Here is a 24,735-nt window from a genome sequence, read left to right as displayed (position 1 = left end):
GGTGGTGCGGACGCGTGCGGTGCGCTGCTCCCCGAGGAGCAGCGCACCGTCGGTGCATGTCAGCCGTGGAGCCGGCCGCCATGTCTCACTTCAATGTCACTTCAACACCACGACCTTGTGCATCCCCATGGCGACGTGCGGGTGCCCGGTCTTGTCGTCCGGGACGAAGCAGATCAACGCGTAGGTGCCCGGCGGGAGGTGATGCATAGTCAGGAGAGTCGTGCGGCCGGGGGAGATGGCGCCGAGGCCGAGGGGCGGGCCGGTGAAGGGCGGCTCGCCGGCCGAGGGGCTGCTGAATGCCTTCTGGATCTGCTCGTCGGTGGTGCCCGGTTTCACGGGCTGGAGCGCCACCTCGTGGATTTCGTCCGACGCGTTGTGGGCCAGGATGTTCTCCTCGGCCTTGTGCAGGCCGTGCACCTCGAAGCGGGGACCGGCTTCGGTGTGCTTCGTGGTCACGATGGAGTCGGGGAAGTCCGCACGTTCCTTGGACGACGGGTTGCCGTGCAGTTCCAGGGTGTGGGTGACCGGATGCGCCGGGTCCTTGAGGAAGGCGGTGAAGTCCAGGAGGGTGACGGTGCCCGCCGTGATCGGAGTGGTGAAGGTTTCCGACACGGACGGGGTGACATGGGCCCCGCCGTACAGTTCCGCCTCGTCGCGAATCGATGAGACGGCCTTGGCGGCGGCAGCGGGGTTGTCGCCGACGGCCATGGCCAGGTCGGTGAGCACCTTGTGGATCGAGACGCCGTGGCGCGGCCGGAGCGCCTGGAGGGAGCGGCCCTTCGGGTCGTCGGTCTTGACGTGGAAGTCGACCAGACCGGCTTGCGCGCTGTCCGGTGCGTGGATGCCGGAGTCGCCGACGGACACCTCGACGGGCTTGTGGGCATCGTTGCCGTGGCGCGTGGCATTGGCGGTGGCCACGCCGCCGAGCGGGGTGAAAGCGAAGGCGAGGGCGAAGGCGAGGGCGGCGGTCACAGCCCTCGCCCCGTGTCTCTGCAGAGCGGTACGCATGACTCTCCTGTCGTGGTGTGCCCCCCTGTACAGGTCAGAGCGCACCACTTTTGCGGCGGGGGCGCCGTCCGCCACGCAGGGGAGAGGCCCGTACGGGGTATCGCCCGACGACCGCCGAGGTATCGCCCGACGGCCGCCGAGGTGTCGCCCGACGGCCGCCGGGGTCCGACGGCCGCGCATATGCCGGAGAAGTCATCGCCGCGACCCGCCTTGCATGGTCATACAGGATGTTGCATACTCTTGCCATGTCCAAGGTCCTCACCTCCCTCCCCACCGGCGAGCGCGTCGGCATTGCCTTCTCCGGCGGGCTCGACACCTCGGTCGCCGTCGCCTGGATGCGCGACAAGGGTGCCGTCCCGTGCACGTACACCGCCGACATCGGTCAGTACGACGAGCCGGACATCGCGTCCGTGCCCGGCCGTGCCACCGCGTACGGCGCCGAGATCACCCGGCTCGTCGACTGCCGTGCCGCGCTGGTCGAGGAAGGGCTGGCCGCGCTCGCGTGTGGCGCGTTCCACATCAGGTCGGGCGGGCGCCCGTACTTCAACACCACCCCGCTCGGCCGCGCCGTGACCGGCACGCTGCTGGTGCGGGCCATGCTGGAGGACGGCGTACAGATCTGGGGCGACGGCTCCACGTACAAGGGCAACGACATCGAGCGGTTCTACCGCTACGGGCTGCTCGCCAACCCGCACCTGCGGATCTACAAGCCCTGGCTGGACGCGGACTTCGTCACGGAGCTCGGCGGCCGCAAGGAGATGTCGGAGTGGCTGGTCGCGCACGGGCTGCCGTACCGGGACTCGACCGAGAAGGCGTACTCCACGGACGCCAACATCTGGGGCGCCACGCACGAGGCGAAGACTCTGGAGCACCTCGACACCGGCATCGAGACGGTCGACCCGATCATGGGCGTGCGGTTCTGGGACCCGTCGGTGGAGATCGACACCGAGGACGTGACGATCGGCTTCGACCAGGGCCGCCCGGTCACGATCAACGGCAAGGAGTTCGCCTCCCCGGTCGACCTGGTCATGGAGGCCAACGCGATCGGCGGCCGGCACGGTCTGGGCATGTCCGACCAGATCGAGAACCGGATCATCGAGGCGAAGAGCCGCGGCATCTACGAGGCGCCGGGCATGGCGCTGCTGCACATCGTCTACGAGCGGCTGGTCAACGCGATCCACAACGAGGACACGCTGGCCGCGTACCACAACGAGGGCCGGCGGCTCGGCCGGCTGATGTACGAGGGCCGCTGGCTGGACCCGCAGGCGCTGATGATCCGCGAGTCGCTGCAGCGCTGGGTCGGCGCGGCCGTCACCGGCGAGGTGACGCTGCGGCTGCGGCGCGGTGAGGACTACTCGATCCTCGACACCACGGGCCCGGCGTTCAGCTACCACCCGGACAAGCTCTCCATGGAGCGCACCGAGGACTCGGCGTTCGGCCCGGTGGACCGGATCGGCCAGCTGACCATGCGGAACCTGGACATCGCCGACTCCCGTGCGCGCCTTGAGCAGTACGCGGGTCTGGGCCTGGTCGGCAGCGTCCACCCGACGCCGATCGGTGCTGCTCAGGCGGCCTCGACCGGTCTGATCGGGGCCATGGACCAGGGCGGCGCCCAGGCGATCGCCTCGCGCGGCGAGGTCTCGGCGGAGGACGCGGCGCTGGACCGCGCCGCGATGGAGTCCGGCACGGACTGAGGCCGGTCACCGGTCGTACACGTACAGCGGGCCCCGGCGATGGCATTCGCCGGGGTTCGCTGTCGTTTGCGTCGGCTCACTCTCGTTTGCGTCGCGCTCCTCACAGAACCCGGGCTTCCGGTCACGCTGCGGCGTCAACTATAGTTTAGGCGGATCGAGAGGAAGCAGCCGTGGCCATAGTGGACGACAGCGCCGACGCAGGGACGCCGGGGGAGCACCCCGCGGCCCCCGCTCCGGTACCCGTCCCGGGGCCGGGCGCTTCGTTCGCCGAGCGGCTGAACTTCCTCTTCGACCGGGTGCGCGCACCCGGGACCAAGGAGTTCAGCAACGCGCACGTGGCACGGACGATCTCCTCGTACGGCGACGACAGCTTCACCGGCGCCTACATCGGGATGCTGCGCAAGGGCGAACGGACTCCGACGATCACCCTCGTACCGCTCCTCGCGCGCTTCTTCGGCGTGGAGGCCGGCTACTTCGTCGAGGACGAGATCACCCGCAAGGTCGCCGACCAGTTCGAGCTCCTGCGGAAGCTCAGCGAGGCCGGCGTGCGGGAGATCGCCCTCCGCGCGATGGGCCTGTCCGACACCAGCCAGCGCAAGGTCCTGGAGGCCATCGACGCGGTACGGGAGATGGAAGGGCTGCCTGCCGACCCCGGGAAAGAGCTGCCCGCCGACCCCGAGAGGGGCTCGCCGTGACGGGCCCCAAGGCGTCGATCCTGAGAGGAAGCCGTATGCGGCGCAGCCGCCGCGACCGCGCGGCCGACGAGATCGAGCGTCGCAGCCGCGCATTCGTGGCGGAGCTGGACCTGCCGCCCGTGGACAGCGTCCTCGACCTCGTACCGTTCATGGAGAATCGGTTCGGCCGGTCGATCCGGCTCATGCCGTTCACCCCGGACCCGGCCGACGCGGACTCCCTGGACGCCTCAGCCCCCTGCGGCATGTGGCTCGCCACGGAGACAACGGACTATGTCTTCTACGACACCGGCATCAGCCGCGCACACGCCGAGATCATCGTCGGCCACGAGTTCGCGCACATGCTCAGGCGACACCGCGGCAAGGCCCCGATCGCCCAGGGCAGCCTCGGCGGCCTGATCGACGGCATCGACCCCAGCACGGTCAAACTCGTCCTGGGCCGGACCCGCTACAACGAACCCGAGGAGTTCGAAGCCGAAATGCTCGGTTCCCTCCTGCAGGAGCACGTGAGCAACACCCGCGCCACGGCCTCCCGCACCTCCCGAATCTCCCGGGACTCCGACCCCATCGCCCGTACGCTGCTGCGCTGACCGAATTGGCCCCGTGAAAGCCTCGTGAAGGACATACTCCACCCCCTGTGTCTGGCGATCGCCGGCAGCGGATTCCTCTTTCTGCTGCGCGACCTCGCCAAGAGCCGCCGCGACCGTGCCCTGGTCGCGCTGGCCCTCACGTACGGCTTCTCCGCGATCAGTTACGCCGTCTCCCTCACCTGGGTGTGGGTGCGCATCGACGGCGTCTTCGGCATCACCAACATCTCCGTACCGCTCGCCCAGAGCTGCGTGATCCTCGTCTTCGCGCTCCAGGCCACCGTCCTCGCGTACTGGTCGAAGCCGGCCCCGGAAGCCCGCCGCCGCAGCCGCCTCCTCCTCATCGCGGCCGCCGCGGTCATCGCCGCCATGGCCGTACTGTTCGCCCTGCTCACCCCGGCGACGACCCGCCCCGCCGACTTCGCGACGTACTACGCGCACGATCCGTACTACCAGGCGTACGTACTGCTGTACTTCGGCATGTACACCGTCGCCGAGCTCTACCTCGCACGGTCCTGCTGGAAGTACGCCCGCACCGCGACCAACCCCTCGATCACCTGGGGCCTGCGGCTCATCACCGTCGGCGCGATCATCACCCTCGGCTACAGCACCATCCGCATCGGCGCGGTCGTCGGCGCCGAGGCCGGCTTCGACGTCCGGCACCTCGACCCGTTCGCCTGGGCCTGCGGCGACATCGGCGCCACCGCCACCCAGATCGGCTACTTCCTCCCCACCCTGGCCCGCCGGACCGCAGCCGCCCGCGACTGGACGACCGCACACCTCCGCTACCGGCAACTGCGCCACCTGTGGGCCGCACTCGACCAGGCCGACCCCGGCATCACCCTGCGCCGCCCGGCCCCGCACCGCGACGACCTGCTGCGCGGCCGGAGCGCCCACTTCCCCCTGCTGCGCCGCCGCGTCGAGATCCGCCAGGGCCAGAAGCTGCTGCGCCGCTACCTCGACCCGGCCGCGCGCGAGGAGTCCGAGGCCCGGCGCCGTACCGAGGGACTCACCGGCGCGGACCTCGCCGCGGCCGTCACCGCCGACCAGATCCGCGCCGCCCTCCTCCGGCACCGCGCGAACGACCCCCTCGAAACCCCCGCCGAGTACGCCGACGCGGAGCTGCCCCTCGCCACCACCGAAGACGAACTGACGCATCTTCAGCGCGTCGCCTCGTACTTCACCCCGCCGTCCGGGAGCCCCCAGCCTCCATCCGAGAGCCCCCACACTCGGTCCGAGGGCCCCCAGCCTCCACCCGAGAGCCCTCACGCCGCCACCTCCCACAGCACCACACCTGGAGCCCGTTCGTGATTCTCCGACGCACCCTCCTCATCACCTCCACGGCCATCGCCGCAGCGGCCGCCATGGCCTCACCCGCCGCCGCCCGCGCCCGCGGCGGCGCAACGAAGGCCCCGCGCACGACCCCCCACAAGGCACTGCACCTGGCCCCCGCGCACGAACAGCTCGCCGCGCTGCGCGAGCGCAGGATCACCAGCCGGGCCCTGCTGGAGCAGTACCTCCAGCACATCGCCGAGACCGACGACCTGAACGCGGTCGTCACCCTCGACGCCGACGCCGCCCGCGCCGCCGCCGACGACGCGGACCGTCACCTGGCCGAGACCGGCAAGCCGCTCGGCCCGCTGCACGGCCTGCCCCTCACCGTGAAGGACGCCCTGGAGACCCGGGGTCTGCGCACCACCAGCGGCTCCCCGGACCTCACCGACCACGTCCCGGACCAGGACGCCGACGCCGTCGCCCGGCTCCGCGCCGCCGGCGCCGTCCTCGTCGGCAAGACCAACGTCCCGACGATGTGCCAGGACATCCAGACCTCCAACCCCCTCTTCGGCACGACGAAGAACCCCCACGACGACACCAAGACCGCCGGCGGCTCCTCCGGCGGCCCGGCCGCCGCCGTCGCCGCCGGGCTCACCAGCCTCGAAGTCGGCTCGGACCTCGCCGGATCCCTCCGACTGCCGGCTGCATACTGCGGTGTGTATGCACTGCGCCCCAGCTTCGGCATCGTGCCGACCCGCGGCCACATCCCGCGCCCGCCCGGCTGGCTCACCAGCTCCGACATGCTCACCGTCGGCCCGATCGCCCGTACGCCCGAGGACCTCGACGCCCTCCTGGACGTGCTCGCCGCACCGGCCCCGGCCGACGCCGCCGCCTGGAAGATCGACCTCCCGGCCCCGAAGCACAAGCGCCTCGCCGACTACCGGATCGGCCTCTGGCAGGACGACCCGTACTGCCACGTCGACAAGGACACCCGCGAACTCCTGGACCGGGTCGCCGAGATCGTACGATCCGCCGGCGCCACCCTCGACGACTCCACCCGGCCCGTGGACCTCGCCGACAGCGACAAGCTGTTCCAGCGCCTCATGTACGCCACGGCGAGCGCGACCGCCACCGATGAGGGCTTCGCCGCCGACATCGAGGCCGCCGACAAGACCGACGCGGACGCCCCGGCTGCCCTCTTCCTGAAGTCGCGGACGATGCGGCACCGGGACTGGCTGCTCGCCAACGAGGAGCGCGAGAAGCTGCGCGGCCGCTGGGCCGACTACTTCGCCGACCACGACGTACTGATCACGCCCGCCGCCCCGACCGTGGCCGTCGACGATCAGACCGCCACCCCGGTCCCCGGCCGGTCCATCACCGTCGACGGCGAAAAGCGGCCGTACTTCGACCAGACGGCATGGCTGAACATGGCCGGTCACGTCAAGCTTCCCGCCGCCGTCATCCCCGCCGGCAAGACCGCCGACGGCCTGCCGCTGGCCATCCAGATCATCGGCCCCTACCTGGCCGACCGCACGGTCCTCGACGTGGCCAAGCACCTCGCCCGGCTGCTGCCCGAGCCCGTCCGCCCGCCCGCTTTCACCGAGTTCACCGCGTGAGCGAGCGCCACTGACCCGGGCTCGTCCGGCCTCCACGGGGGTGGGGCAGGAAGAGCCCGTACGACAGAGGGCCCCAGGTTCTGCAACCTGGGGCCCTCTGTGCTGCCGCCGCGGTGCGGCATACGCGAAACGGCCCGGATACCGACGGGGGATGCGGCATCCGGGCCAATGATCAGCTTAGCCCCGCAGAGGCGACTTGGGCCAGCCGGGCGGCCCGTGCGGGATCATGACGCACATTTTCAGCCGCCGAGAGCCCCGGTGGCCGCCCCGACGACCGGGGAGAGCGTGTCGTCCAGCATCTGCCCGTGGACCTTCAGGTTCCCGGACGGGTCGGTGAGCATACTGGTCAGCTCCCACGACGGATCGCTCAGGTGGTACATCTCGACGTGCTGCCACAGCGCGTCCACCGACTCGCCCACCGGGCTGGTGAGGCCGGCCGCGGGCGCCGTCCCGTGGCCCGCGTGCGCGGTCGTCATCGTGGCCGCCGAAGCCGTACCGGCCCCACCGACACCCATGACCGCCACCGCGGCCACCACCGTCCCGGCGAACCCCACCCACCGCCGGCGGCCGGCGCGGATTCGGTTATTGCGGCGGTAAACACTCATGAATTACCCCTTCTTCGCAGCGCGGCGACAGTCGGCCGGATGGCCTGACGTCCTTGGGTTGCGAGAAGAACTCCAACACGGTTCCGACCGGGTGTGGTTTCTCTCCGATTGCCGGGTCAAGAACTGTGACTCACCGTCAATTCCCTTTCGGAATCAGGCTGATTTAACGGGTGAGTGACTCACGGGACATGGGTGAGCAATCGGCGGAGCGTCTCGTTTCGGTTCTGGTTCGAGAGAGGGGCGATGAACGATGACGATGTGTCAGGAACGACTGTCCGTACAGCCCACGCACCTCGCTGACCTGCTGCTCCGGGCTGCCCAGCAGCACCCGGGCAACGGGCTGCAGTACTGCCTGACGGACGATCCGGCCGAGACCCGGCTCCAGCCGTACCCCGAGCTGCTGGACGAGGCCCGGCTGATCCTGGCGGGCCTGCGCGCCCGTGGCGCGGAGCCCGGCCGTAAGGTCGCGCTGCTGCTGGAGCGGCCGGACGACTTCCTGCCCGCCTTCTGGGCCTGCCTGCTCGGCGGCATGACCGCCTGCCCCCTCGTACCCCTCCGCAACGACCAGGAGCGGTGGAGCGCCCAGCTCGTGCACGTCAACGCCCTGCTCGATGGTCCGCTGCTGATCACCACGGCGGGACTGCGCGAGGAGATACCGGAGATCCCGGACCTGGAGGTGGCGGTCCTCGACGACCTCAACAACCTCAACGACCTCACCGCCGACGCCCGCCCCGGTAACGACCTCATGGAGATCTCCGAGGCCCGACCTTCGGACGTCGCCCTGATGGTGCTCACCTCGGGCTCCACCGGCAATTCCAAGGCCGTGCTGCTCACCCACGCCAACCTGCTGGCCTCCATGGCGGCGAAGGCCGACACACAGGGCCTCACCTCGACGGACATCACACTCAACTGGATCTCGTACGATCACGTCGCCGCCCTGCTGGAGGCGCACCTGCTGCCACTGTCGGTCGGCGCGAACCAACTGCAGACCACCCCGGACAGAATCCTCGGCGACCCGGTTCGCTTCCTCCGGCTCATCGACGCACACCGCGTGACGATGACCTTCACGCCCAACTTCCTGCTCGGCCTCATCAATCAGGCGCTGGACCAACTGCCGGACGGTCTTTCGCTTGACCTGTCCAGCGTCCGGCACATCGTCTCCGGCGGTGAAGCCAACCTCGTCACCACCGGAGTGGCATTCCTCGACAAGCTCGCCCGGTACGGCCTGGCCCGCGACGTGCTGTGGCCGGCCTTCGGCATGACCGAGACCTGCGCCGGAAGCATCTACAACCGCGAATTCCCCGAGGGCGACCTCGGCGCGGAGTTCGCCGCGGTCGGCCGCCCGGTGGCCGGGCTGGCCATCCGGATCGCCGCCGAGGACGACCCAGTACGGGTGCTGGAGGACGACGCCGAGATCGGCGAGGTACAGCTGACCGGCCCGATGATCACCAACGGGTACTTCCACAACGCACAGGCCACCAAGGACGCCTTCACCCCCGACGGCTGGTTCCGCACCGGCGACCTGGGACGCCTCGTCGACGGCAGGCTCACCCTCGTCGGGCGCAGCAAGGACAGCATCATCGTCAACGGCGTGAACTACTTCAGCCACGAGCTGGAAGCGCTCCTGGAGGACCTGGACGGGGTACGAAAGTCGTACGTCGCGGCCTCCCCGACCCGCCCCGAAGGCAGCGACACGGAACAGCTCGTCGTGGCCTTCGCGACCACCCTCGCCCCGGACGACGAGGCCGGTCTGCACCGCCTGCTGATCGCGATGCGCAACAGCACCGTCATGGCCTGGGGCTTCCGCCCGGCGCTGCTGCTGCCACTGCCCGCGGACGCCTTCCCCAAGACCAGCCTCGGCAAGATCCAGCGTTCCCTCCTGCGAAAGCGCCTGGAGGCCGGCGACTACGCCGCGCAACGCGCCACTGTCGACGACGTGGTCACCCGCCACCTCGGCGGATACACCGCCCCCGAGGGCGAAACCGAGCAGGCACTGGCGGAGATCTACGCGGAACTGTTCGACATGGCACCCGGGACGGTCAGCGCCACGGCGAGCTTCTTCGACCTGGGCGGCACCTCGCTGGACATCCTGCGCATGAAACGGCTGGTGGGCAGCCGGCTCGGCGCCGTGGACCTGCCGGTACTCGCCATCCTCACCGCGCCGAGCGTCCGCGAGCTCGCCAAGCGGCTCACGGTACGCGAGGGCGCCGACCCGGCCGCGTACGACCCGATCGTCCCCCTGCAGACCAGTGGCGACAGGACACCACTGTTCTGCGTCCACCCGGGCGTCGGCGAGGTCCTCGTCTTCGTCAACCTGGCCAAGTACTTCGTACAGGAGCGCCCCTTCTACGCGCTGCGGGCGCGCGGCTTCAACCCCGGCGAGAAACCCTTCGAGTCCTTCGACGAGATGGCCCGTACCTACGCGGCCGCCATCCGCGAAAAGCAGCCGCACGGCCCGTACGCGCTGGCCGGTTACTCCTTCGGCTCCGCGGTGGCCTTCGAGATCGCCAAGATCCTGGAGGCCGAGGGCGAGCGCGTCGACTTCCTCGGCAGCTTCAACCTCCCGCCCCACATCAAGTACCGCATGGACGAACTCGACTACATCGAGACCGCCGTCAACCTGGCGATGTTCCTGGAACTGGTCTCCAAACAGCAGGCCGCCGAGCTGCCCGCGCAGCTGCGACCGCTCGGCAAGGACGCCCAGCTCAAGCACCTGATCGACATCGCCCCACCGGAACGGCTGACCGAACTGGACCTGGACCTGGAACGGTTCACGGCCTGGGCGGACCTCGCCGACGGCCTGACCGGGCTCGGACGGACGTACACCCCGAGTGGCACCGTGCGCACGATGAGCGTCTTCTACGCCATCCCCCTGCGCGGCACCAAGGAGGACTGGCTCAACAACGAGCTGCGCCGTTGGGACGAGCACACCCGCGAGGAGAACCGCTACCTCGACGTCCCCGGCGAGCACTACACACTCATGGGCCCGCAACACGTCGCCGCCTTCCAGACCATCCTCCGGTCCGAACTCGACCGGTCCCTCGACGGCAAGTGAGCAGAGACGAGGTTCCTTTGACTGACGGCAAGAAGATTCTGATCACCGGTGGCACAGGTCAGGCGGCCCGCCCGGTCGCCGAGGCCCTCGCCGCCGACAACGAGGTCTGGTGCCTCGGCCGCTTCACCACCCCCGGCGTCGAGGACGAGCTGCGCGCCCGCGGCATCACGACGTACCACTGGGACATGGGCGGCGACGACCCCCTCGACACACTGCCCGACGACTTCACCCACGTCATGCACTCCGCGGTGCACCGCGGCCACGACGGCGACTTCAACACCGCCATCGAGGTCAACTCGGTCGCCGTCGGACGACTCATGACCCACTGCCGCAAGGCGGAGGCATTCCTGCACGTGTCGACCGGCGCCCTCTACAAGCGCCAGACGCTCGACCACCAGTACAAGGAGACCGACCCGCTGGACGGCGTGGCCGACTGGCTGCCGACGTACCCCGTCTGCAAAATCGCGGCGGAGGGCACGGCGCGCGCGTACGCCCGCACGCTCGGCGTCCCCACGACCATCGCCCGCCTCAACATCTCCTACGGACCGGCCTCCTACGGCGGCGTGCCCATCATGTACTTCAAAAAGATGCTGGCCGGCGAGCCGATCCCCATCCCCCTCGAAGGCCAGAACTGGTCCTCCCTCATCCACACCGACGACCTCGTCCACCAGGTCCCACTGCTGTGGTCCATCGCGAGCACGCCCGCGACCCTCGTCAACTGGGGCGGTGACGAGCCGGTCGGCATGACCGACTGCGTTGCGTACATGGCCGCACTCACGGGTGTCGAGGCGAAGTTCGAAAGGACCGCCGTCACCCGTGAGACGTACGCCTTCGACAGCACCGAACGGCGGTCCCTGATCGGCGACTGCACCGTCGAATGGCACGACGGCATCCGCCGCACACTGCAAGCACACTTCCCCGACATCGCGCTGACGGATGTTGCGGACCTGGCGGATGTTGCGGACCTGGCGGAGGTTTCCACGTGAACACCACCGACGCGGAGAAGCGCATTCGGTCCGCCTACGACGCATTCCACCGCCGGGACATCGACGCCATCCTGTCCTGCTTCGACCCCGCCGTCGTCTGGGTGCACCCCGACGGAATGCGAGAGGTGGGCCTGGGTGGACCCAAGTACGGGCACGACGGCATGCGGGAATTCCTCGCCCAAGTGCCCAACGTACTGGGCGGAATGGTCCTCTACCCGCACGAATTCCTGGTCGACGGCAACCGGGTAATCGTGCTCGGCACCCGGGAGGTCACCTCCCGCGACGGCCGAACGGCGACCCTGCGCTTCGTCCACTCCTGGACGCTCGGCGCCGACGGCCTGGCCGTGCACTTCGAGGACTACTTCGACACCGCCGAAATGCTCCGCCTGATCGATCCCAACAGCTCTCTTACTGCACGAGGTGAAACCCTGTGAGTTCCTCGATTTCTCCCCTTGCCGCTGACGCGCAGGACCTTCTCTTCAAGGAGGCCCACACCGCACACGCATTCACCGACGAACCGGTGACCGACGAGCAGGTAACCGCCGTCCACGAACTCATCAAGAACGCCCCGACCTCGCTCAACAGCCAGCCACTCCGCGCCGTCCTGATCCGCAGCGACGAAGCACGCGCACGACTCGTCGAGCGGATGGCACCCGGCAATCAGCCCAAGGTGCGCCAGGCCCCGCTCGTCGCCGTCCTCGCCGCCGACCTCGATTTCCACGAGACGCTGTCCAAAGTCGCACCGCACGTACCGAATGCCCGCGACCTTTTCGCCGACGAGACGCTGCGGCACGACACGGCCGTGGTCAACGCCTCGCTCCAGATCGCCTACTTCATCGTGGGAGTACGGGCTGCCGGTCTCGCCGTGGGCCCCATGGCGGGCTTCGACGCCAAGGCCGTCACCGAGGAGTTCTTCCCCGACGGCCAACACCGCGCACTGGTCGTGGCAAACATCGGCCGCCCGGCCCCGGACGCCTTCCGCCCCCGCGCACCCCGCCTGACGTACAACGAGGTATTCAAAAGCGTCTGACTACTTATTGTCACGCCGCCCGTTGTTACCGTTCCGACAGGCGGAAATCGAATGGCACCGCACCCGGGTCGACGATGGTGGTACCTCCGTCCGCGGTAAGGGTGGTGCCATTCACGTAAGAGGAGTGCGGGCCGAGAAGCCACAGGACGGCATCGGCGATTTCGCGGGGCTCGGCGGGCCGGCGTTGCGGTACGAGGGCGGTGACCTCGGCATACGATTCCTGGACGCCGAGCCCCAACGGTTCGCCGAATTCCCGCATCTCCTCATCCGCCATTTCGGTGCGGGTCCAGCCGGGACACACGGTGTTGGCACGTACACCACGCGGTCCGAACTCGGCCGCGAGGGTCGTGGTCAGCATGGCCGCACCGGCCTTCGAGGCGGCGTACGCGGCCATCCCTCCCGAGGCGCGCAGCCCGGCTATGGAGCCGACCGTCACGAACGACCCCTTGGAGTCGATGAGATGGGGCAGCGCGGCGCGGGCGAGGAGGAAGACGGAGGTGAGGTTGGTGCGCAGCGTTGCGTCCCAGTCCTCGTCCGTCAGGTCGAGCACTCCGCCCGGGCGCATCACGCCCGCGTTGGCGACAACGCCGTCGAGGCGGCCGTGATCCCGTACGACGGCGGCCACCAGCTCCTCGACCTGCGCCCGGTCGGTGACGTCCGCGACGTACGCCGTCGCCCCGCAACCGTCCGCGACCTTGCGCAGCGCGTCGCCCCGTCGTCCGCACACGGCGACCCGCGCACCGGAAGCCGCCGCCTGCTCGGCCACGGCGGCCCCGATCCCACTGCTGCCACCCGCCACCAGGTGAACGGGAGCGGGGGAGGGGGCGGAGGACGAGGGGCCGGAGGACGAGAGGCCGGAGGGCGGGGGGACGGGGCGCTGCATCAGTGAGTACTCCCTTGCTCGGGCTTATTGGTGGGCGGCGGCGGTCACGGTCAGGCTGACGGTGGTGCCTGGGGGCGTTGAGGGCAGTCGCACCCGCGCGATGCTGTCTGCGACCCGCACCACGGCATCCGGTGGAGCCGGTATACCGTCGACTGTCACCCGTGCACCGTGTGGATACACCGTGGCAGGCAGGGTGATCTCCGTCCATGCCCGCCGCGTTGACCGGTTGGCGGTGAGAGCGAGGCGGTACTCGCCGGTCGTCGGGGTGTACGACTCACGCCCGGGAACCCCGGCGACGGCCCGCGCGTACGGGCCGAACGCGGGCTCCTTGCCCGGCGCCGGGCGGCCATCCGCGCCTCGTACGCAGTAGCCGCCCCCTTCGGGCGCGTCGCAGTCGTACCACATGGCCCACCCCGAAGCGAAGCCCGGCATCGACCTCAGCTGACGGCGGATCAGCTCCGCGTTCCCGGGTGTGGTGGCCCGGGGCGGTCCCCACTCGCCTACGAGAACAGGCAGTCGGTGCGCGGCCGGGTAGGCGCCGATGGCCGCCTCGTACTGCTCGATGAACCTGCCCTTCGGGTCCCAGTCCTGCCCGGATTCCACGGCCGTGTCGTAGTAGTGGGGCGCGTAGCCGATACGGTCGGCACCGGGGCGCGGATCGTGGAAGCCGGGCAGGCTGGTCGGGACTCCTTGGCCGACCAGGACGGTCGGTTCCACGAAAAGCCATGCGTTGCGGTCGACGGCTCGCACGGCGCCGATGAGGCGCCGGTACATCGCCGGCAGCCGGCCCTGTTCGAGCGCGACGGACGCGGCCAACTGGTTGGCCGGGTCGGTGGGGTCACCGGGGACCGGGCCGAAGGGCTCGTTGAACAGGTCGTAGCCCAGCAGCGAGCGGTGTCCGCGCAGCGTTGCGGCGACCCGGGCGTAGGCGGCGGCCTGGGCGGCGCGCAGGTCCGGGTCGTCGTACAGGTGGGTGAAGGCGGCCTGGACGGCCGGCTGGAAGTAGTCGGAGAACCAGTCGTCAGGGTTCGGCTCGAAGGACAGGCCGTCGGTGCGGGTGGCCCAGGTGGGGATGCCGTTGTGTCCGAAGGCAGGGCCGAACACGTCCTGGTGCCAGTCGATGAGTACCAGCACTCCGTACCGGTCGGCCCAGCCCAGCACTCGGTCGAGGTAGCGCAGGTAGGCGGTGTCGTAGCGGCCGCGCTGCGGCTCCACCTTCTCCCACTGGATGTTCAGCCGCATCAGCGTGAAGCCCTCGGAGGCCAGCCGCGCGACGCGGTGCTCCGTGACGGTGTCGGTCTTGCCGAGGTTGAGGCCGCGCAGGGCGAGGACCCGGCCGTGCCGGTCGGCGAGGCGCGTGCGGCCGTCCGGGGTGGTCACTGTGCTGGTCGGCGCGGCGGTGGTGTTGGTTCTGACGTCTTCGACACCTTCGACGTCTTCGGCAACGGTCGACGCCGATGCCTCCGGTAAGGCCGACGCCGATGTCTCCGGTAAGGCCGACGCCGAAGCCGCCGGAAGAAGGGCCGTGCTGAAGGCGAGGGAGAAGGACAGCAGGGCGAGAACGGCGCGGCTCAGACGCATAGGGCCTCCGGTGGGGACGGTCGGCGCGTGGGCCAAGGGCCCGCCGCAACCCGCATCTTGACGCCCGGGAGGCCAGGCGGCAAGGGGACGGATGAGCCAGGTGCGTCAGGTGAGCTGAAGTGGGGCGCGTGTGGGGTAGGGGCGGGCCGGGCAGGGCCGGGCAGGGCTGGGCCTCGGGCGAAGCTGCTGACAGTTATCCACAGGAGGCAACCTCCGGAAAATCCCAACTCACTTTCCCGCTACCGTCGGTGACATGCACGGAGGATTGCCGTTCATCGGCATCAGCACCATCGTCTACGGCGCGATCGGCCTCATCGCCCTCGCCGCCGCCGGATTCCGCAAACTCGGGGGAGTAGGACATGTACAGCGTCACAGCCATCGTCCCAGCTCATAACGAAGAAGCCGGTCTGCCCTCGACCCTCGCGGCGTTGCGGACCCAGACCGTCCCGCCCGACCGCGTCATCGTCATCGACGACGCCTCGACGGACCGTACAGCAGACGTCGCCGCATCACACGACGTAACTGTCCTGCGCCCGCCCCGCCAACTGGGCAGCAAAGCAAGAGCCCAGAATTACGCCCTGTCGCACTGCGATACGGACCTGATCCTCGCGGTCGACGCAGACACCGTCCTCGCGCCGGACTACATCGAGCGCGTCATCCCGGCCTTCGCCGACCCCACGGTCGCCGTGGCCGCCGGCAACGTCCAGACCCGCCACACCCGCACCCTCTGGGAGCGCGGCCGCTCCACGGAGTATCTCTTCGGCTTCCACTTCCACCGACCCATCCAGGCCCTCGCGGGAAGCCCCATGGTCTGTTCCGGATGCTGCTCGGTCTTCCGCCGCGCCGACCTGATGGCCTTCGGCGGCTTTCCCGAACGCACCATCGTCGAGGACATGGACTTCACCTGGTCCCAACAGATCCAGGGCCGACGGGCGCGCTACGTCCCCGACGCCATGGCCTGGGCCGCCGACCCGGAGACCCTCACCTACCTCCGAAAACAGGTCTGGCGCTGGATGGCCGGCTTCTGCCAGAACGTCCGCCTCCATCTCGGCGCCCTCATCACCCGCAAGCCACTGCTCGCCGTCTGGGTGCTGCTCGCCCTCCTGGAGATCCTCACCGCTCCACTCTGGTGGGCCACACCCTTCGTAGCGGCCGCAATGACCGATCAATCGCTGGGCACCTCCCTCGCCTGGTGGGCCGGCGCCGAACTCCTCCTGACCACCCCACCCTTGCTCTACGCCGTCCGCAGACGCCGCCTCCGCTTCGCCACTGTCCTGATCAACCTCCCCTGCGTCTACGCCACCAAGGTCGTCAACCTCATCTACGCCTGGAAGGCCCTCTTCGTAGAACTCCTCCTGGTCCCCCTCGGCTGCTCCACGGGCCTGACCATCTACGAAAAGGGCCGTGCCGACACCCCACCCCGCCCGCCAACTCCCGTACTCCCTCGGCACTCCGCCCCAAGGCCTCGCCCCGCTACCTGACCTCACCCAAGGCCACGAGAAAGAGGAGAAACCGAAGAGGAGGTTCAGTTGGCCGTGGAGCCCAGGACAGCCCCTGCGTCACGCTTCGCTGGCGGGCGCGTGCCGAGCTCTGCCGTCGGGACCTTGAAGGTCTCCCGCAGGCCCCACGCGCAGAGTGACAGGACGAGTGCCGCTGCGCCGGAGTAGAGCCCGACGCCGATCGGATTGCCGCGGACGACGGTATACCGGATGCGGTTTTCTGTCTCACCGGGCGGCATGCGGCTGGTGTGCAGCAGGGGCTCATGGCGCGTGGTGTCGGGGGGCCCGAGCGGACCATGGTGGTTGCCGGCTCGGACTCGGAGCACGCGCGCAACAGCCGCCCGGCCATCTCGGCGGCGGAACTGAATCCGGTCGAGAGCGTGGGAGCCCTGCTGGACATACTCCAGGCCCTTGTCGCTGGCGAGGAAGACCGCTCGCCGCGACTGACCAGGGCACGTCTCCGGCAGCGGGGGGCGACGCGGCGATAGGGGTGGCGTGGCGGTACGCGCGACCGCCACCGCCGCACACGCCGGACATGCCTTCGCCACCGCTGTACGGCACCGGTCAGGACGCGCACCATGGACATATGGGTGGCCGCACCAGTGCCTTCAATGCGGACCTCAATGCGGACCTCAGTGGGGATCGCAGTGAGGGCCTCAGTGGGCCGGCGCGTCTGGCGGCCTTCGCTGAGGGCATCAGCCCGGAGGAACTCGCGCTCGCGGCCCGTAATCACGGGCTGCCGCTGGAGGCCCTGCGGTACGACCTCACCCCGCCCGGGCTGCACTACGTACTGGTGCACTACGACATCCCCGCAGCCGATCCCCGCACGTGGGAGCTGACCGTGCGCGGTCGAGTACGTATCCCGCTGACCCTGGACATGGCCGCCCTGCGGTCCTTCCCGGCCGTCACCCAACGGGTGACGATGGAATGCGCGGGCAACGGACGGGCCCGGCTCACGCCACGGCCCGTAAGCCAGCCATGGCTGGTCGAGGCGGTCGGCACCGCCGAGTGGACCGGAGTACCGCTGCGCACGCTGCTCGACAGGGCGGGCGTGCAGCCGGATGCGGTCGAGGCCGTCTTCACCGGCGCCGATCACGGCATCGAGCGCGGCGTGGAACAGGACTACGAGCGGAGCCTGCCACTGGCGGACGCGACCGGCACCGATCCGGAGGTGCTGGTGGCGTACGAGATGAACGGCGCGCCGCTGCCGCCGCAGCACGGTTGTCCGTTGCGGCTGGTGGTTCCCGGCTGGTACGGCATGGCGCACGTGAAGTGGCTACGGAAGATCACCCTCGTCGACAGCCCGTTCACGGGATTCCAGCAGAAGGTGGCCTACCGTTACCGGCAGGAGGCCGAGGAACCCGGCGAGCCGGTCACCCGGATCGCCCCGCGGGCCCTGATGATCCCGCCCGGCTTCCCGGACTTCATGTCGCGCGCCCGCGTCGTACGCCCCGGCGCCGTGCGCCTGGAAGGCCGCGCCTGGTCCGGCCGCGCCCCGGTCGCCAAGGTCGAGGTCAGCACGGACGACGGGCAATCCTGGCACGATGCCTCACTCGCGCCGCCGGACGGGCACGGCTGGGCCTGGCGGTACTGGCAGGCGCCCTGGACGGCCGCGCCCGGCCACCATGTACTCAGCGTCCGCGCCACCGACGCTTCAGGATGCACCCAGCCCGTCACCCAGCCCTGGAACCGCGGCGGCTTCGGCAACAATCTCGTACAGCGGATTTCCGTATGGTGTCTACAGGATGAGGATGACCTCCGGGACGACTGAGTTCCCTCTGGACGGTCCCCTTTGGGCGGTCGAGTCGTTCCACCTGCTCCACACTGCAGACCGTGCAGGATCAGCAGGATCATCAGTGCGCCATCCGTCAGTGATGCAGGCGGGCGTTGAGTCGGGCGGCCTGGCGCGTCAGGTGGTTGCGTTCGGCGAGGTTGGGTGCCTTTTGGGCCGCCTCGGCATACAGCCGTGCCGCCGTCGTCAGGTCGCCGTCGCGCTCGTGGAGGTACGCCGCCACCGCTGCGTGGCGGGGCAAGGTGTTGTCCACCGCCTCGAGCGCCGCCAGCCCGGCGCGCGGTCCGTCGGCCTCGCCGACGGCCACCGCGCGGTTGAGCCGGACGACCGGGCTGTCGGTCAGGCGCGCGAGCTCGTCGTACCACTCGACGATCTGCACCCAGTCGGTCTCCTCGGCGTTGGGCGCGTCGGCGTGGAGTGCCGCGATGGCGGCTTGGGCCTGGAACTCGCCCAGCCGATCGCGGGCGAGGGCCGCCTGCAGGATCTCGACGCCCTCGGCGATCACTTCCGTGTCCCACCGGCCCCGGTCCTGCTCGGCGAGCGGTACCAGGCTGCCGTCGGGCGCGGTCCGGGCGGCGCGCCGGGCGTGGTGGAGCAGCATGAGGGCGAGCAGCCCCGCCACCTCGGGGTGGTCGATCGCGGCCGCGAGCTGCCGGGTGAGCCGGATGGCCTCGGCGGCGAGGTCGACGTCGCCGGAGTAGCCCTCGTTGAAGATCAGGTACAGGACGCGCAGCACGGTGGCGACATCGCCGGGCTGGTCGAACCTTCCCCGACCTCCCGGTTTCGCTCGAGCAGCGGAGACCCCAATGCCGGAGACGGTGCGCTTGGCCCGGCTGATGCGCTGGGCCATGGTCGCCTCGGGCACCAGATATGCCTGGGCGATCTGGCGGGTGGTGAGCCCGCCGACGGCGCGCAGCGTGAGCGCGACGGCGGACGACGGTGTCAGAGACGGGTGGGCGCACAGGAAGTAGAGCTGGAGCGTGTCGTCCACGGAGGGCACGGGCCCCGGCGCCGGCTCCTCGTCGACGAGGTCCTCACGCCGGCGGCGGGCGGCGTCCGCACGGGTCGCGTCGAGGAACCGGCGCCAGGCCACGGTGACCAGCCAGCCCTTCGGATCCCGCGGCTGCTCGGCCGGCCAGACGCGGACCGCCTCGACCAGCGCGTCCTGTACGGCGTCCTCGGCCGCCGCGAAGTCGGCTCCGCGGCGGACGAGGATCCCGAGCACGCTCGGTGTGAGACTCCGGAGCAGTGCCTCGTTCAACTGAGAGCTCACTTGCGAGGCCCCTCCTGAGAGCTCACTCCGTGATGGTGGGGGGCGCGGTCAGGAACGGGCGCAGTTCGAGCCACTCGTGGATCGGCTTCCCGCCCGCCCCGGGTGCGGCGGACAGCTCCCCGGCCAGCTCGACGGCGCGCTCGTAACTGTCGACATCGATCACCATCCAGCCGGCGATGAGGTCCTTGGTCTCGGCGAATGGGCCGTCGGTGACCGGCGGACGCCCCTCGCCGTCGTACCGGACCCACGTCCCCTCGGGGGCGAGGGCCTGACCGTCGACGAACTCGCCGGTCTTCTCCAGCCGGGCCGCGAAGTCGTTCATGTACTGCACGTGGGCCGAGATCTCTTCCGGCGTCCACTGGTCCATGGGCACGTCGTTGACCGCGGCCGGGGCACCACGGTAGTGCTTGAGCAGCAGGTACTTGGCCATCGTGTTCTCCTCGATGCTGGGCGACCCATTGTGGTCGCGTTCACTGCAGGGACGGAGCCGAACACGGGTTCTCGACATCGCCGGCCGAGTTTTTTGGCTTTCATCGGACGCGCCTGCCCGCGGCGCCGCTCAAGGCACATCGCGGGACCGGTGGGCACCCGTCAACCCTGTGACGATCAAGTGCGTTGTACCGGGACGAGGCGGTAGCCGGAGGCGTCGGTGCGTATCAGCCCGGCGGTCGGTGGGGGGAAGTGGCTGCCGAGGACGAGCGTGTCGGTGCCGGCGAGGGCGGCGAGCAGGTCGCGACGGGTGGCCACGGCGCGGGCCGGGTCGATGTCGACGCAACTGCTCAGATCGGGTCGGCTGAGCTGGACAGGATGGTGGATGCAGTCGCCGGTGATCAGCGCCGACTCTCCCGCGTCGGTCAGTCGGACGGCGACCTGGCCGGGCGTGTGCCCAGGGGTGGGTACGAGGGTCACGCCCGGGGCGATCTCCGCGCCTCCCGCGGGGACGTCCATCGTGTCGAGCAGGCCGTGCTCATGCACCGGGTGGACGGAATCGCGGAACATCTGCTGCCGCGGGGCGTCCAGCTCGGCGGCTGACCAGTACGCCCACTCGTCGCGCGCCACTACGTAACGTGCGCGGGGGAAGGTAGGGACCCACGCGCCGTCCCGGTAACGGGTGTTCCAGCCGACGTGGTCGGTGTGCAGGTGGGTGAGGACGACCAGGTCGACGGAGTCGGGCGGGAAGCCTGCCTGTTCAAGTCGGGCCAGATAGTCCGTACGGAGGTGATTCCAGGCGGGGTTGGCGCGGTCCTTGCCATTGCCGATGCCGGTGTCGACGAGGATGCGCCGGCCGCCCGCACGCACGGCGAAGGAGTGGCTGGCGAGGCGCAGGCCGTGGTCGGGGCGGGCGAAGTCCGGGCGCAGCCAGGGGTTTGCGGTGACCACGTCCGGGGTGGCGTCGGGGAGCAGCCAGGGGCCGGTCTCCGGCGGCAGTTCGGTTTCGTCGATGCGGTGGATGGTGATGTCGCCGATGGTCCAGATGGAGGGGGGAGTAGGGGGAGGCATGGGGGTCCTTGAGGGTGCGGGCGCGTGGGTGAGTCGGGAAACTTAAAGCGCATATGTTGCGTTAAAGATTAGAGGAGCAAGGCTCTTAAGGCAAATATATTGCGTTAGTGGCTGCGGTGGCCTACCGTCGTAGTCACGTCACGAACACTCACGAAAGACGCGGACCAGCCATGCCCCTGACTCCCTCTCACCCCGTTGATCCCCTTTCGCCCCTTCCTGGCCATACGCCGCAGAGCGCCGCGGCGGCGGCCGAGCGCGCCGGGGTTCCGCTGCGTGACGACCGGCATGCGGTCGTGGCCGCCACCGCCGACCACATCCTGAGCGTGGTCCGCCGCCTCCGGGAGCTCGACCTGGCGGACATCCCGCCCGCCCCCTCCTACCGCGTCGACGAGCGGTGACGGCCGTGCAGCCCTACGAGTTGTCCCTCGCCGAAGCGGCCGACGCGATCGGCAGCGGGCAGCTGTCCCCGGTGGAACTGACCGAATCCGTCCTGGCGCGCATCGAGGCGACCGAGCCGCTGGTGAACGCCTACGCGACGGTCACGGCGGACTCGGCACGCGAGCAGGCCGCGGCTGCGGAGCGGGAGATAGCTGCCGGGCGGCGTCGCGGCCCGTTGCACGGCATACCCATGGCGCTCAAGGACCTCATCGACACCGCCGGTGTGGTGACCGCGTCCGGTTCGGCGGTTCGCGCCGGCCGGATACCGGACCGGGACGCGGCCGTCGCCGCGCGGCTGAAGCGAGCGGGTGCGGTGCTGCTGGGCAAGGCGCACACGCATGAGTTCGCCTACGGCCTGACGACGCCGCAGACCCGTAACCCGTGGGCGCCGGACCGGGTGCCGGGAGGTTCCAGCGGCGGGTCGGCGGCCGCGGTGGCAGCCGGGTCGGCGACGTTCGCGCTGGGGACGGACACGGGTGGGTCGATCCGGGTGCCCGCCGCGCTGACCGGAGCGGTCGGCCTGAAACCGACGTACGGGCTGGTGCCGCGGGAAGGGGTGGCGGCCCTGTCCTGGTCGCTGGACCACGTCGGCCCGATCACGCGCACGGTGCGGGATGCCGGGTTGGTACTGGAGGCCATCGCCGAGCGCGGCGCGGACAGCCCCGGACCCGAGTACGGACACGGAGACAGAGAAGGCAGATATGGAGACGGAGCAGGCGGACACGGAGATGGAGGAGGCGGATATGGGATATCGGTAGGCGGTGGGCTGGACGGCGTCCGGGTGGGGGTTCCCTCCGATTACTTCTTCGACCGCGTCGACCCGCAGGTGGAAGCCGCCGTGCGCACCGCCCTGGACCGGATGGCCGACCTCGGGGCCCGCCTGGTGGACGTGCAGATCCCGCTGCACCGTTACATCCAGGCGGCCCAGTGGGGGCTGATGGTGCCCGAGGCGACCGCGTACCACGCCGCGCAGCTGGGCCAGGCGCCCGAGCTGTACGGGGATGACGTACGGGTGCTGCTGGAGGCGGGCGCGCTGCTGCCCGCGGTCGACCACATACGTGCCCAGCGGGCCCGCACGCTGATGAGGCGGGAGTGGCACGGGCTGTTGGAGCAGGTGGACCTGATAGCGGCGCCGACCGCACCGGCGACCGCCGCGCAGGTCGGGCAGGAGGCGTTCGGCTGGCCGGACGGGACGGCGGAGGCGGTGGCCGACGCGTACGTACGGTTCTGCGCGCCCGCGAACATCACCGGGCTGCCGGCGCTGTCGCTGCCGGTGGGGTTCGACCGGCAGGGGCTGCCGATCGGTATGCAGCTGATCGGGCGGCCGTACGGCGAGGCCGCGCTGCTGGGTGCGGCGGCTGCGTACGAGCAGGAATTCGGGCCTGCGCCGCGGGCAACGGTCGATGCTCAAGCGGTGGATGCCCAGGCGGTGGGCGCTCAGGTGGCGGATGCCCAGGTGGTGGACGTCCGCCTTGCGGCGAAGAGCTCGTAGCGAAGGGCTTGTGGCTAAGAAGTAGCGTTAAGCTGAGGGGATGGGAGCAAAGCCGAGGAGCCGCCCGGGCGGGCGGAGCGCACGCGTTCAGGAGTCGGTGCACCGGGCCGTGCGCGAGTTGGAAGCCGAGGTGGGGCGTGCGGGGCTGACCGTGCCGCTGATCGCGGCACGTGCCGAGGTCACCCCCTCGACGATCTACCGGCGCTGGGGGGACCTGCAGGAACTGCTGTCCGACGTGGCGGTGGAGCGGCTGCGCCCGGAGGGGCCGCCCGCCGACCGCGGCAGCCTGGCCACGGACCTGGAGACCTGGGCGGCGGAGTGGCTGGAGGAGATGTCCTCGGCGGCCGGCCGCGCCTATATCCAGGACGCGCTCGCCGGTGACCGGGAGGGCGGTAACGCGGGGCAGTGCTCGGCGTACGCCGTCGAGCAGGTCGCCGTGCTCCTCGACCGTGCCGCCGAGCGGGGCGAGCCGGCGCCCGACGTGGACACGGTCCTCGACCATGTCGTGGCGCCGATGATGTACCGCATCCTCTTCCGTCCGGGCCTGCTGGACGCCGAGTACGCCCGAGAACTCGCCCATACCGTTCTCACCCGCTTCCCGACTGTGGGAGCTGAGTGAGGCCGACGATGTCGTCGTGGCCAGGATCGAAGGGGCCGCGGATTGGGGTGGCCCAGTCCTCGTCCTGACCGGTCATGGGCTCGGACTCGGGCCTGGCGGCCCTCCGGCGGTGTCAGCTGCACTGCCAGGTGAACAGTGCGCGGTCGAAGCGGCGTTCGGCCAGGTCTTCGGGGCGGATGAGCCAGTAGAGGGCGCCACAGTCGCCCCACATCATGTCGGCGTCGTCGTCCGAGTCGAACTGGGCGAGCAGCACCCAGCGGAGGGCTTCTTCCTTGATGCGGGGGTCATCCCACGGCGGGCTGCCCAGGACGCCGTGGGCGACCTCGCTCTCCACCTCGTCCTGCACCGGGTGTGCGTGGCCGCCGATGCGGTGCTCCGTGCCGTTGAAGTGGTCCCACACGGCCTCCTGGAACTCCTCGTCCCACAGCGGGTGGTCGTCGGGCATCGGCGCGAACTCACGGTAGATCACGGGGTGCCAGGGATACGGTGCGGTCGATTCCAGGCGCGCTGCCAGCGGCACCTCGGGATACGGCTGGATCCCCTCCGGCGCCGCCCGTTCGGCGACGGGGACGCCCGCCGGTATGTACAGCACGCGCGCTCCCGCCCAGCTGTCCGGGTCGTCGGGCGCGACCACCGCACAGCCGTCGTCCAGCTGCCCGTCGAAGTAGAAGAAGGCCAGCGTGCCGTCCGCCGGCATGGCTATGTCGAGGGCGGCGGAGGGGAGTACGGCGCAGTCGACGGACGCGATGAAGGAGAGCGGGCCTTGCCCCGGCCACACTGGCCATTCCTCGTGCTCCGGCAGCTCGGGCAGACCGCCGAGCCGACCGACGACCGGAGCCGTGCCCGCCCCTGTACACGCACCGCCACCGTCACCGGCCCCGGCACCACCACCGGCCCCGGCCCCGGTACCTGAACACCTGCCCGTACCACCGGCGTTCTCCAGACGCAGGCCCGGCCGCAGCAGGCCGATCCATCGCTCGGCGATCTCGTCGGGCAGGTGCTTACGGGCAAGCGCGTGGAGCGCGTCGGCGGTGGTGCTCTGTGTCATGGGAACGATGATGCAGGAGACCACTGACAATCGCCGTCGGGGCCGCAACTCCGCCCGGCACG

The 24,735-nt window shown here is 70.1% G+C and carries 23 protein-coding genes; 15 read left to right on the top strand and 8 right to left on the bottom strand.

Going from position 1 to position 24,735, the window contains the following annotated elements; translation table 11 throughout:
- Positions 1–96 precede the first annotated feature (96 nt).
- Positions 97–972, bottom strand: coding sequence for a hypothetical protein (locus tag AB0I82_RS05345; RefSeq protein WP_363255722.1), 876 nt, complete (start codon positions 970–972; stop codon positions 97–99).
- A gap of 281 nt (positions 973–1,253) precedes the next feature.
- On the opposite strand from AB0I82_RS05345, the gene argG reads away from it, so the two are divergent.
- The 5 genes from argG to AB0I82_RS05320 all read left to right on the top strand — a co-directional run bounded on the left by argG (position 1,254) and on the right by AB0I82_RS05320 (position 6,872).
- Positions 1,254–2,702 (top strand): argininosuccinate synthase, encoded by a 1,449-nt coding sequence (argG, locus tag AB0I82_RS05340; protein ID WP_363255721.1) that lies wholly within the window; start codon positions 1,254–1,256, stop codon positions 2,700–2,702.
- Between the two features lie 170 nt (positions 2,703–2,872).
- Positions 2,873–3,397, top strand: a complete 525-nt coding sequence (locus AB0I82_RS05335; RefSeq protein ID WP_363255720.1) for a hypothetical protein — start codon at positions 2,873–2,875, stop codon at positions 3,395–3,397.
- 35 nt (positions 3,398–3,432) lie between these two features.
- Entirely contained in the window at positions 3,433–3,984 is a 552-nt protein-coding gene (locus AB0I82_RS05330; protein ID WP_363255719.1) for a hypothetical protein, read from the top strand.
- A 24-nt stretch (positions 3,985–4,008) separates the two neighbouring features.
- The gene (locus AB0I82_RS05325) at positions 4,009–5,292 is read left to right on the top strand and encodes an MAB_1171c family putative transporter (protein WP_363255718.1); all 1,284 of its coding nucleotides are present in this window, start codon (positions 4,009–4,011) and stop codon (positions 5,290–5,292) included.
- Positions 5,289–6,872 carry an amidase gene (locus AB0I82_RS05320; protein ID WP_363255717.1) on the top strand — a complete coding sequence of 528 codons (1,584 nt, stop codon included), beginning with the start codon at positions 5,289–5,291 and terminating at the stop codon, positions 6,870–6,872. The genes AB0I82_RS05325 and AB0I82_RS05320 overlap by 4 nt, the downstream gene beginning before the upstream one ends.
- A 239-nt stretch (positions 6,873–7,111) precedes the next feature.
- On the opposite strand, the gene AB0I82_RS05315 is transcribed toward AB0I82_RS05320, so the two are convergent.
- The gene (locus tag AB0I82_RS05315; RefSeq protein ID WP_363255716.1) at positions 7,112–7,477 is read right to left on the bottom strand and encodes a hypothetical protein; all 366 of its coding nucleotides are present in this window, start codon (positions 7,475–7,477) and stop codon (positions 7,112–7,114) included.
- Between the two features lie 250 nt (positions 7,478–7,727).
- On the opposite strand from AB0I82_RS05315, the gene AB0I82_RS05310 reads away from it, so the two are divergent.
- From AB0I82_RS05310 to AB0I82_RS05295, 4 genes are read left to right on the top strand one after another with little or no spacing between them, the layout of a single operon-like run.
- Entirely contained in the window at positions 7,728–10,532 is a 2,805-nt protein-coding gene (locus tag AB0I82_RS05310) for a non-ribosomal peptide synthetase (protein ID WP_363255715.1), read from the top strand.
- A 17-nt stretch (positions 10,533–10,549) separates the two neighbouring features.
- A complete protein-coding gene (locus tag AB0I82_RS05305) occupies positions 10,550–11,518 on the top strand; it encodes an NAD(P)-dependent oxidoreductase (RefSeq protein ID WP_363255714.1) in 969 nt (322 codons plus the stop codon).
- Complete coding sequence (locus AB0I82_RS05300) at positions 11,515–11,952, top strand: nuclear transport factor 2 family protein (protein ID WP_363255713.1); 438 nt, start codon at positions 11,515–11,517, stop codon at positions 11,950–11,952. The genes AB0I82_RS05305 and AB0I82_RS05300 overlap by 4 nt, the downstream gene beginning before the upstream one ends.
- Entirely contained in the window at positions 11,949–12,548 is a 600-nt protein-coding gene (locus AB0I82_RS05295; protein WP_363255712.1) for a malonic semialdehyde reductase, read from the top strand. The genes AB0I82_RS05300 and AB0I82_RS05295 overlap by 4 nt, the downstream gene beginning before the upstream one ends.
- A 25-nt stretch (positions 12,549–12,573) precedes the next feature.
- On the opposite strand, the gene AB0I82_RS05290 is transcribed toward AB0I82_RS05295, so the two are convergent.
- Both AB0I82_RS05290 and AB0I82_RS05285 read right to left on the bottom strand, forming a co-directional pair.
- Complete coding sequence (locus AB0I82_RS05290; RefSeq protein ID WP_363255711.1) at positions 12,574–13,431, bottom strand: SDR family oxidoreductase; 858 nt, start codon at positions 13,429–13,431, stop codon at positions 12,574–12,576.
- Positions 13,432–13,455: 24 nt separating this feature from the next.
- Complete coding sequence (locus AB0I82_RS05285) at positions 13,456–15,012, bottom strand: cellulase family glycosylhydrolase (protein ID WP_363255710.1); 1,557 nt, start codon at positions 15,010–15,012, stop codon at positions 13,456–13,458.
- A gap of 359 nt (positions 15,013–15,371) precedes the next feature.
- On the opposite strand from AB0I82_RS05285, the gene AB0I82_RS05280 reads away from it, so the two are divergent.
- The 3 genes from AB0I82_RS05280 (at position 15,372) to AB0I82_RS05270 (ending at position 18,282) form a co-directional block, all read left to right on the top strand.
- Entirely contained in the window at positions 15,372–16,493 is a 1,122-nt protein-coding gene (locus AB0I82_RS05280) for a glycosyltransferase family 2 protein (protein WP_363255709.1), read from the top strand.
- Positions 16,494–16,696: 203 nt separating this feature from the next.
- On the top strand, positions 16,697–16,999 hold the full coding sequence (locus AB0I82_RS05275) for a substrate-binding domain-containing protein (RefSeq protein ID WP_363256086.1): 303 nt from the start codon (positions 16,697–16,699) through the stop codon (positions 16,997–16,999).
- Positions 17,000–17,046: 47 nt separating this feature from the next.
- Positions 17,047–18,282 carry a sulfite oxidase gene (locus AB0I82_RS05270; protein WP_363255708.1) on the top strand — a complete coding sequence of 412 codons (1,236 nt, stop codon included), beginning with the start codon at positions 17,047–17,049 and terminating at the stop codon, positions 18,280–18,282.
- 97 nt (positions 18,283–18,379) lie between these two features.
- Here the strand turns inward: AB0I82_RS05270 and AB0I82_RS05265 are convergent, their stop codons facing one another.
- From AB0I82_RS05265 to AB0I82_RS05255, 3 genes are all read right to left on the bottom strand, one after another.
- Entirely contained in the window at positions 18,380–19,564 is a 1,185-nt protein-coding gene (locus AB0I82_RS05265) for a DUF6596 domain-containing protein (protein ID WP_363256085.1), read from the bottom strand.
- A gap of 34 nt (positions 19,565–19,598) precedes the next feature.
- Positions 19,599–20,006: a YciI family protein gene (locus tag AB0I82_RS05260; protein ID WP_363255707.1), complete on the bottom strand. Its 408-nt coding sequence runs from the start codon at positions 20,004–20,006 to the stop codon at positions 19,599–19,601.
- 176 nt (positions 20,007–20,182) lie between these two features.
- Positions 20,183–21,076, bottom strand: coding sequence for an MBL fold metallo-hydrolase (locus AB0I82_RS05255; RefSeq protein ID WP_363255706.1), 894 nt, complete (start codon positions 21,074–21,076; stop codon positions 20,183–20,185).
- A 170-nt stretch (positions 21,077–21,246) separates the two neighbouring features.
- On the opposite strand from AB0I82_RS05255, the gene AB0I82_RS05250 reads away from it, so the two are divergent.
- The 3 genes from AB0I82_RS05250 to AB0I82_RS05240 are packed head-to-tail and all read left to right on the top strand — an operon-like array spanning position 21,247 to position 23,625.
- Positions 21,247–21,474: a hypothetical protein gene (locus AB0I82_RS05250; RefSeq protein ID WP_363255705.1), complete on the top strand. Its 228-nt coding sequence runs from the start codon at positions 21,247–21,249 to the stop codon at positions 21,472–21,474.
- 5 nt (positions 21,475–21,479) lie between these two features.
- A complete protein-coding gene (locus tag AB0I82_RS05245) occupies positions 21,480–23,006 on the top strand; it encodes an amidase (protein WP_363255704.1) in 1,527 nt (508 codons plus the stop codon).
- Positions 23,007–23,046: 40 nt separating this feature from the next.
- Positions 23,047–23,625: a TetR/AcrR family transcriptional regulator gene (locus tag AB0I82_RS05240; RefSeq protein WP_363255703.1), complete on the top strand. Its 579-nt coding sequence runs from the start codon at positions 23,047–23,049 to the stop codon at positions 23,623–23,625.
- Between the two features lie 112 nt (positions 23,626–23,737).
- Here the strand turns inward: AB0I82_RS05240 and AB0I82_RS05235 are convergent, their stop codons facing one another.
- Positions 23,738–24,673 carry a YwqG family protein gene (locus AB0I82_RS05235; protein WP_363255702.1) on the bottom strand — a complete coding sequence of 312 codons (936 nt, stop codon included), beginning with the start codon at positions 24,671–24,673 and terminating at the stop codon, positions 23,738–23,740.
- Between the last annotated feature and the right edge of the window lie 62 nt (positions 24,674–24,735).

The organism is Streptomyces sp. NPDC050315 (assembly GCF_040655775.1).
Lineage (GTDB): Bacteria > Actinomycetota > Actinomycetes > Streptomycetales > Streptomycetaceae > Streptomyces.
This window is presented reverse-complemented; position numbering and strand designations above follow the sequence as displayed.

Bases quoted from the DNA above. Each gene is read 5' to 3' on its own strand.
- argG (WP_363255721.1), top strand. From the start codon at position 1,254: ATGTCCAAGGTCCTCACCTCCCTCCCCACCGGCGAGCGCGTCGGCATT.
- AB0I82_RS05330 (WP_363255719.1), top strand. From the start codon at position 3,433: ATGCGGCGCAGCCGCCGCGACCGCGCGGCCGACGAGATCGAGCGTCGC.
- AB0I82_RS05315 (WP_363255716.1), bottom strand. From the start codon at position 7,477: ATGAGTGTTTACCGCCGCAATAACCGAATCCGCGCCGGCCGCCGGCGG.
- AB0I82_RS05310 (WP_363255715.1), top strand. From the start codon at position 7,728: ATGACGATGTGTCAGGAACGACTGTCCGTACAGCCCACGCACCTCGCT.
- AB0I82_RS05290 (WP_363255711.1), bottom strand. From the start codon at position 13,431: ATGCAGCGCCCCGTCCCCCCGCCCTCCGGCCTCTCGTCCTCCGGCCCC.
- AB0I82_RS05285 (WP_363255710.1), bottom strand. From the start codon at position 15,012: ATGCGTCTGAGCCGCGCCGTTCTCGCCCTGCTGTCCTTCTCCCTCGCC.
- AB0I82_RS05280 (WP_363255709.1), top strand. From the start codon at position 15,372: ATGTACAGCGTCACAGCCATCGTCCCAGCTCATAACGAAGAAGCCGGT.
- AB0I82_RS05270 (WP_363255708.1), top strand. From the start codon at position 17,047: ATGCCTTCGCCACCGCTGTACGGCACCGGTCAGGACGCGCACCATGGA.
- AB0I82_RS05260 (WP_363255707.1), bottom strand. From the start codon at position 20,006: ATGGCCAAGTACCTGCTGCTCAAGCACTACCGTGGTGCCCCGGCCGCG.
- AB0I82_RS05255 (WP_363255706.1), bottom strand. From the start codon at position 21,076: ATGCCTCCCCCTACTCCCCCCTCCATCTGGACCATCGGCGACATCACC.
- AB0I82_RS05250 (WP_363255705.1), top strand. From the start codon at position 21,247: ATGCCCCTGACTCCCTCTCACCCCGTTGATCCCCTTTCGCCCCTTCCT.
- AB0I82_RS05240 (WP_363255703.1), top strand. From the start codon at position 23,047: ATGGGAGCAAAGCCGAGGAGCCGCCCGGGCGGGCGGAGCGCACGCGTT.
- AB0I82_RS05235 (WP_363255702.1), bottom strand. From the start codon at position 24,673: ATGACACAGAGCACCACCGCCGACGCGCTCCACGCGCTTGCCCGTAAG.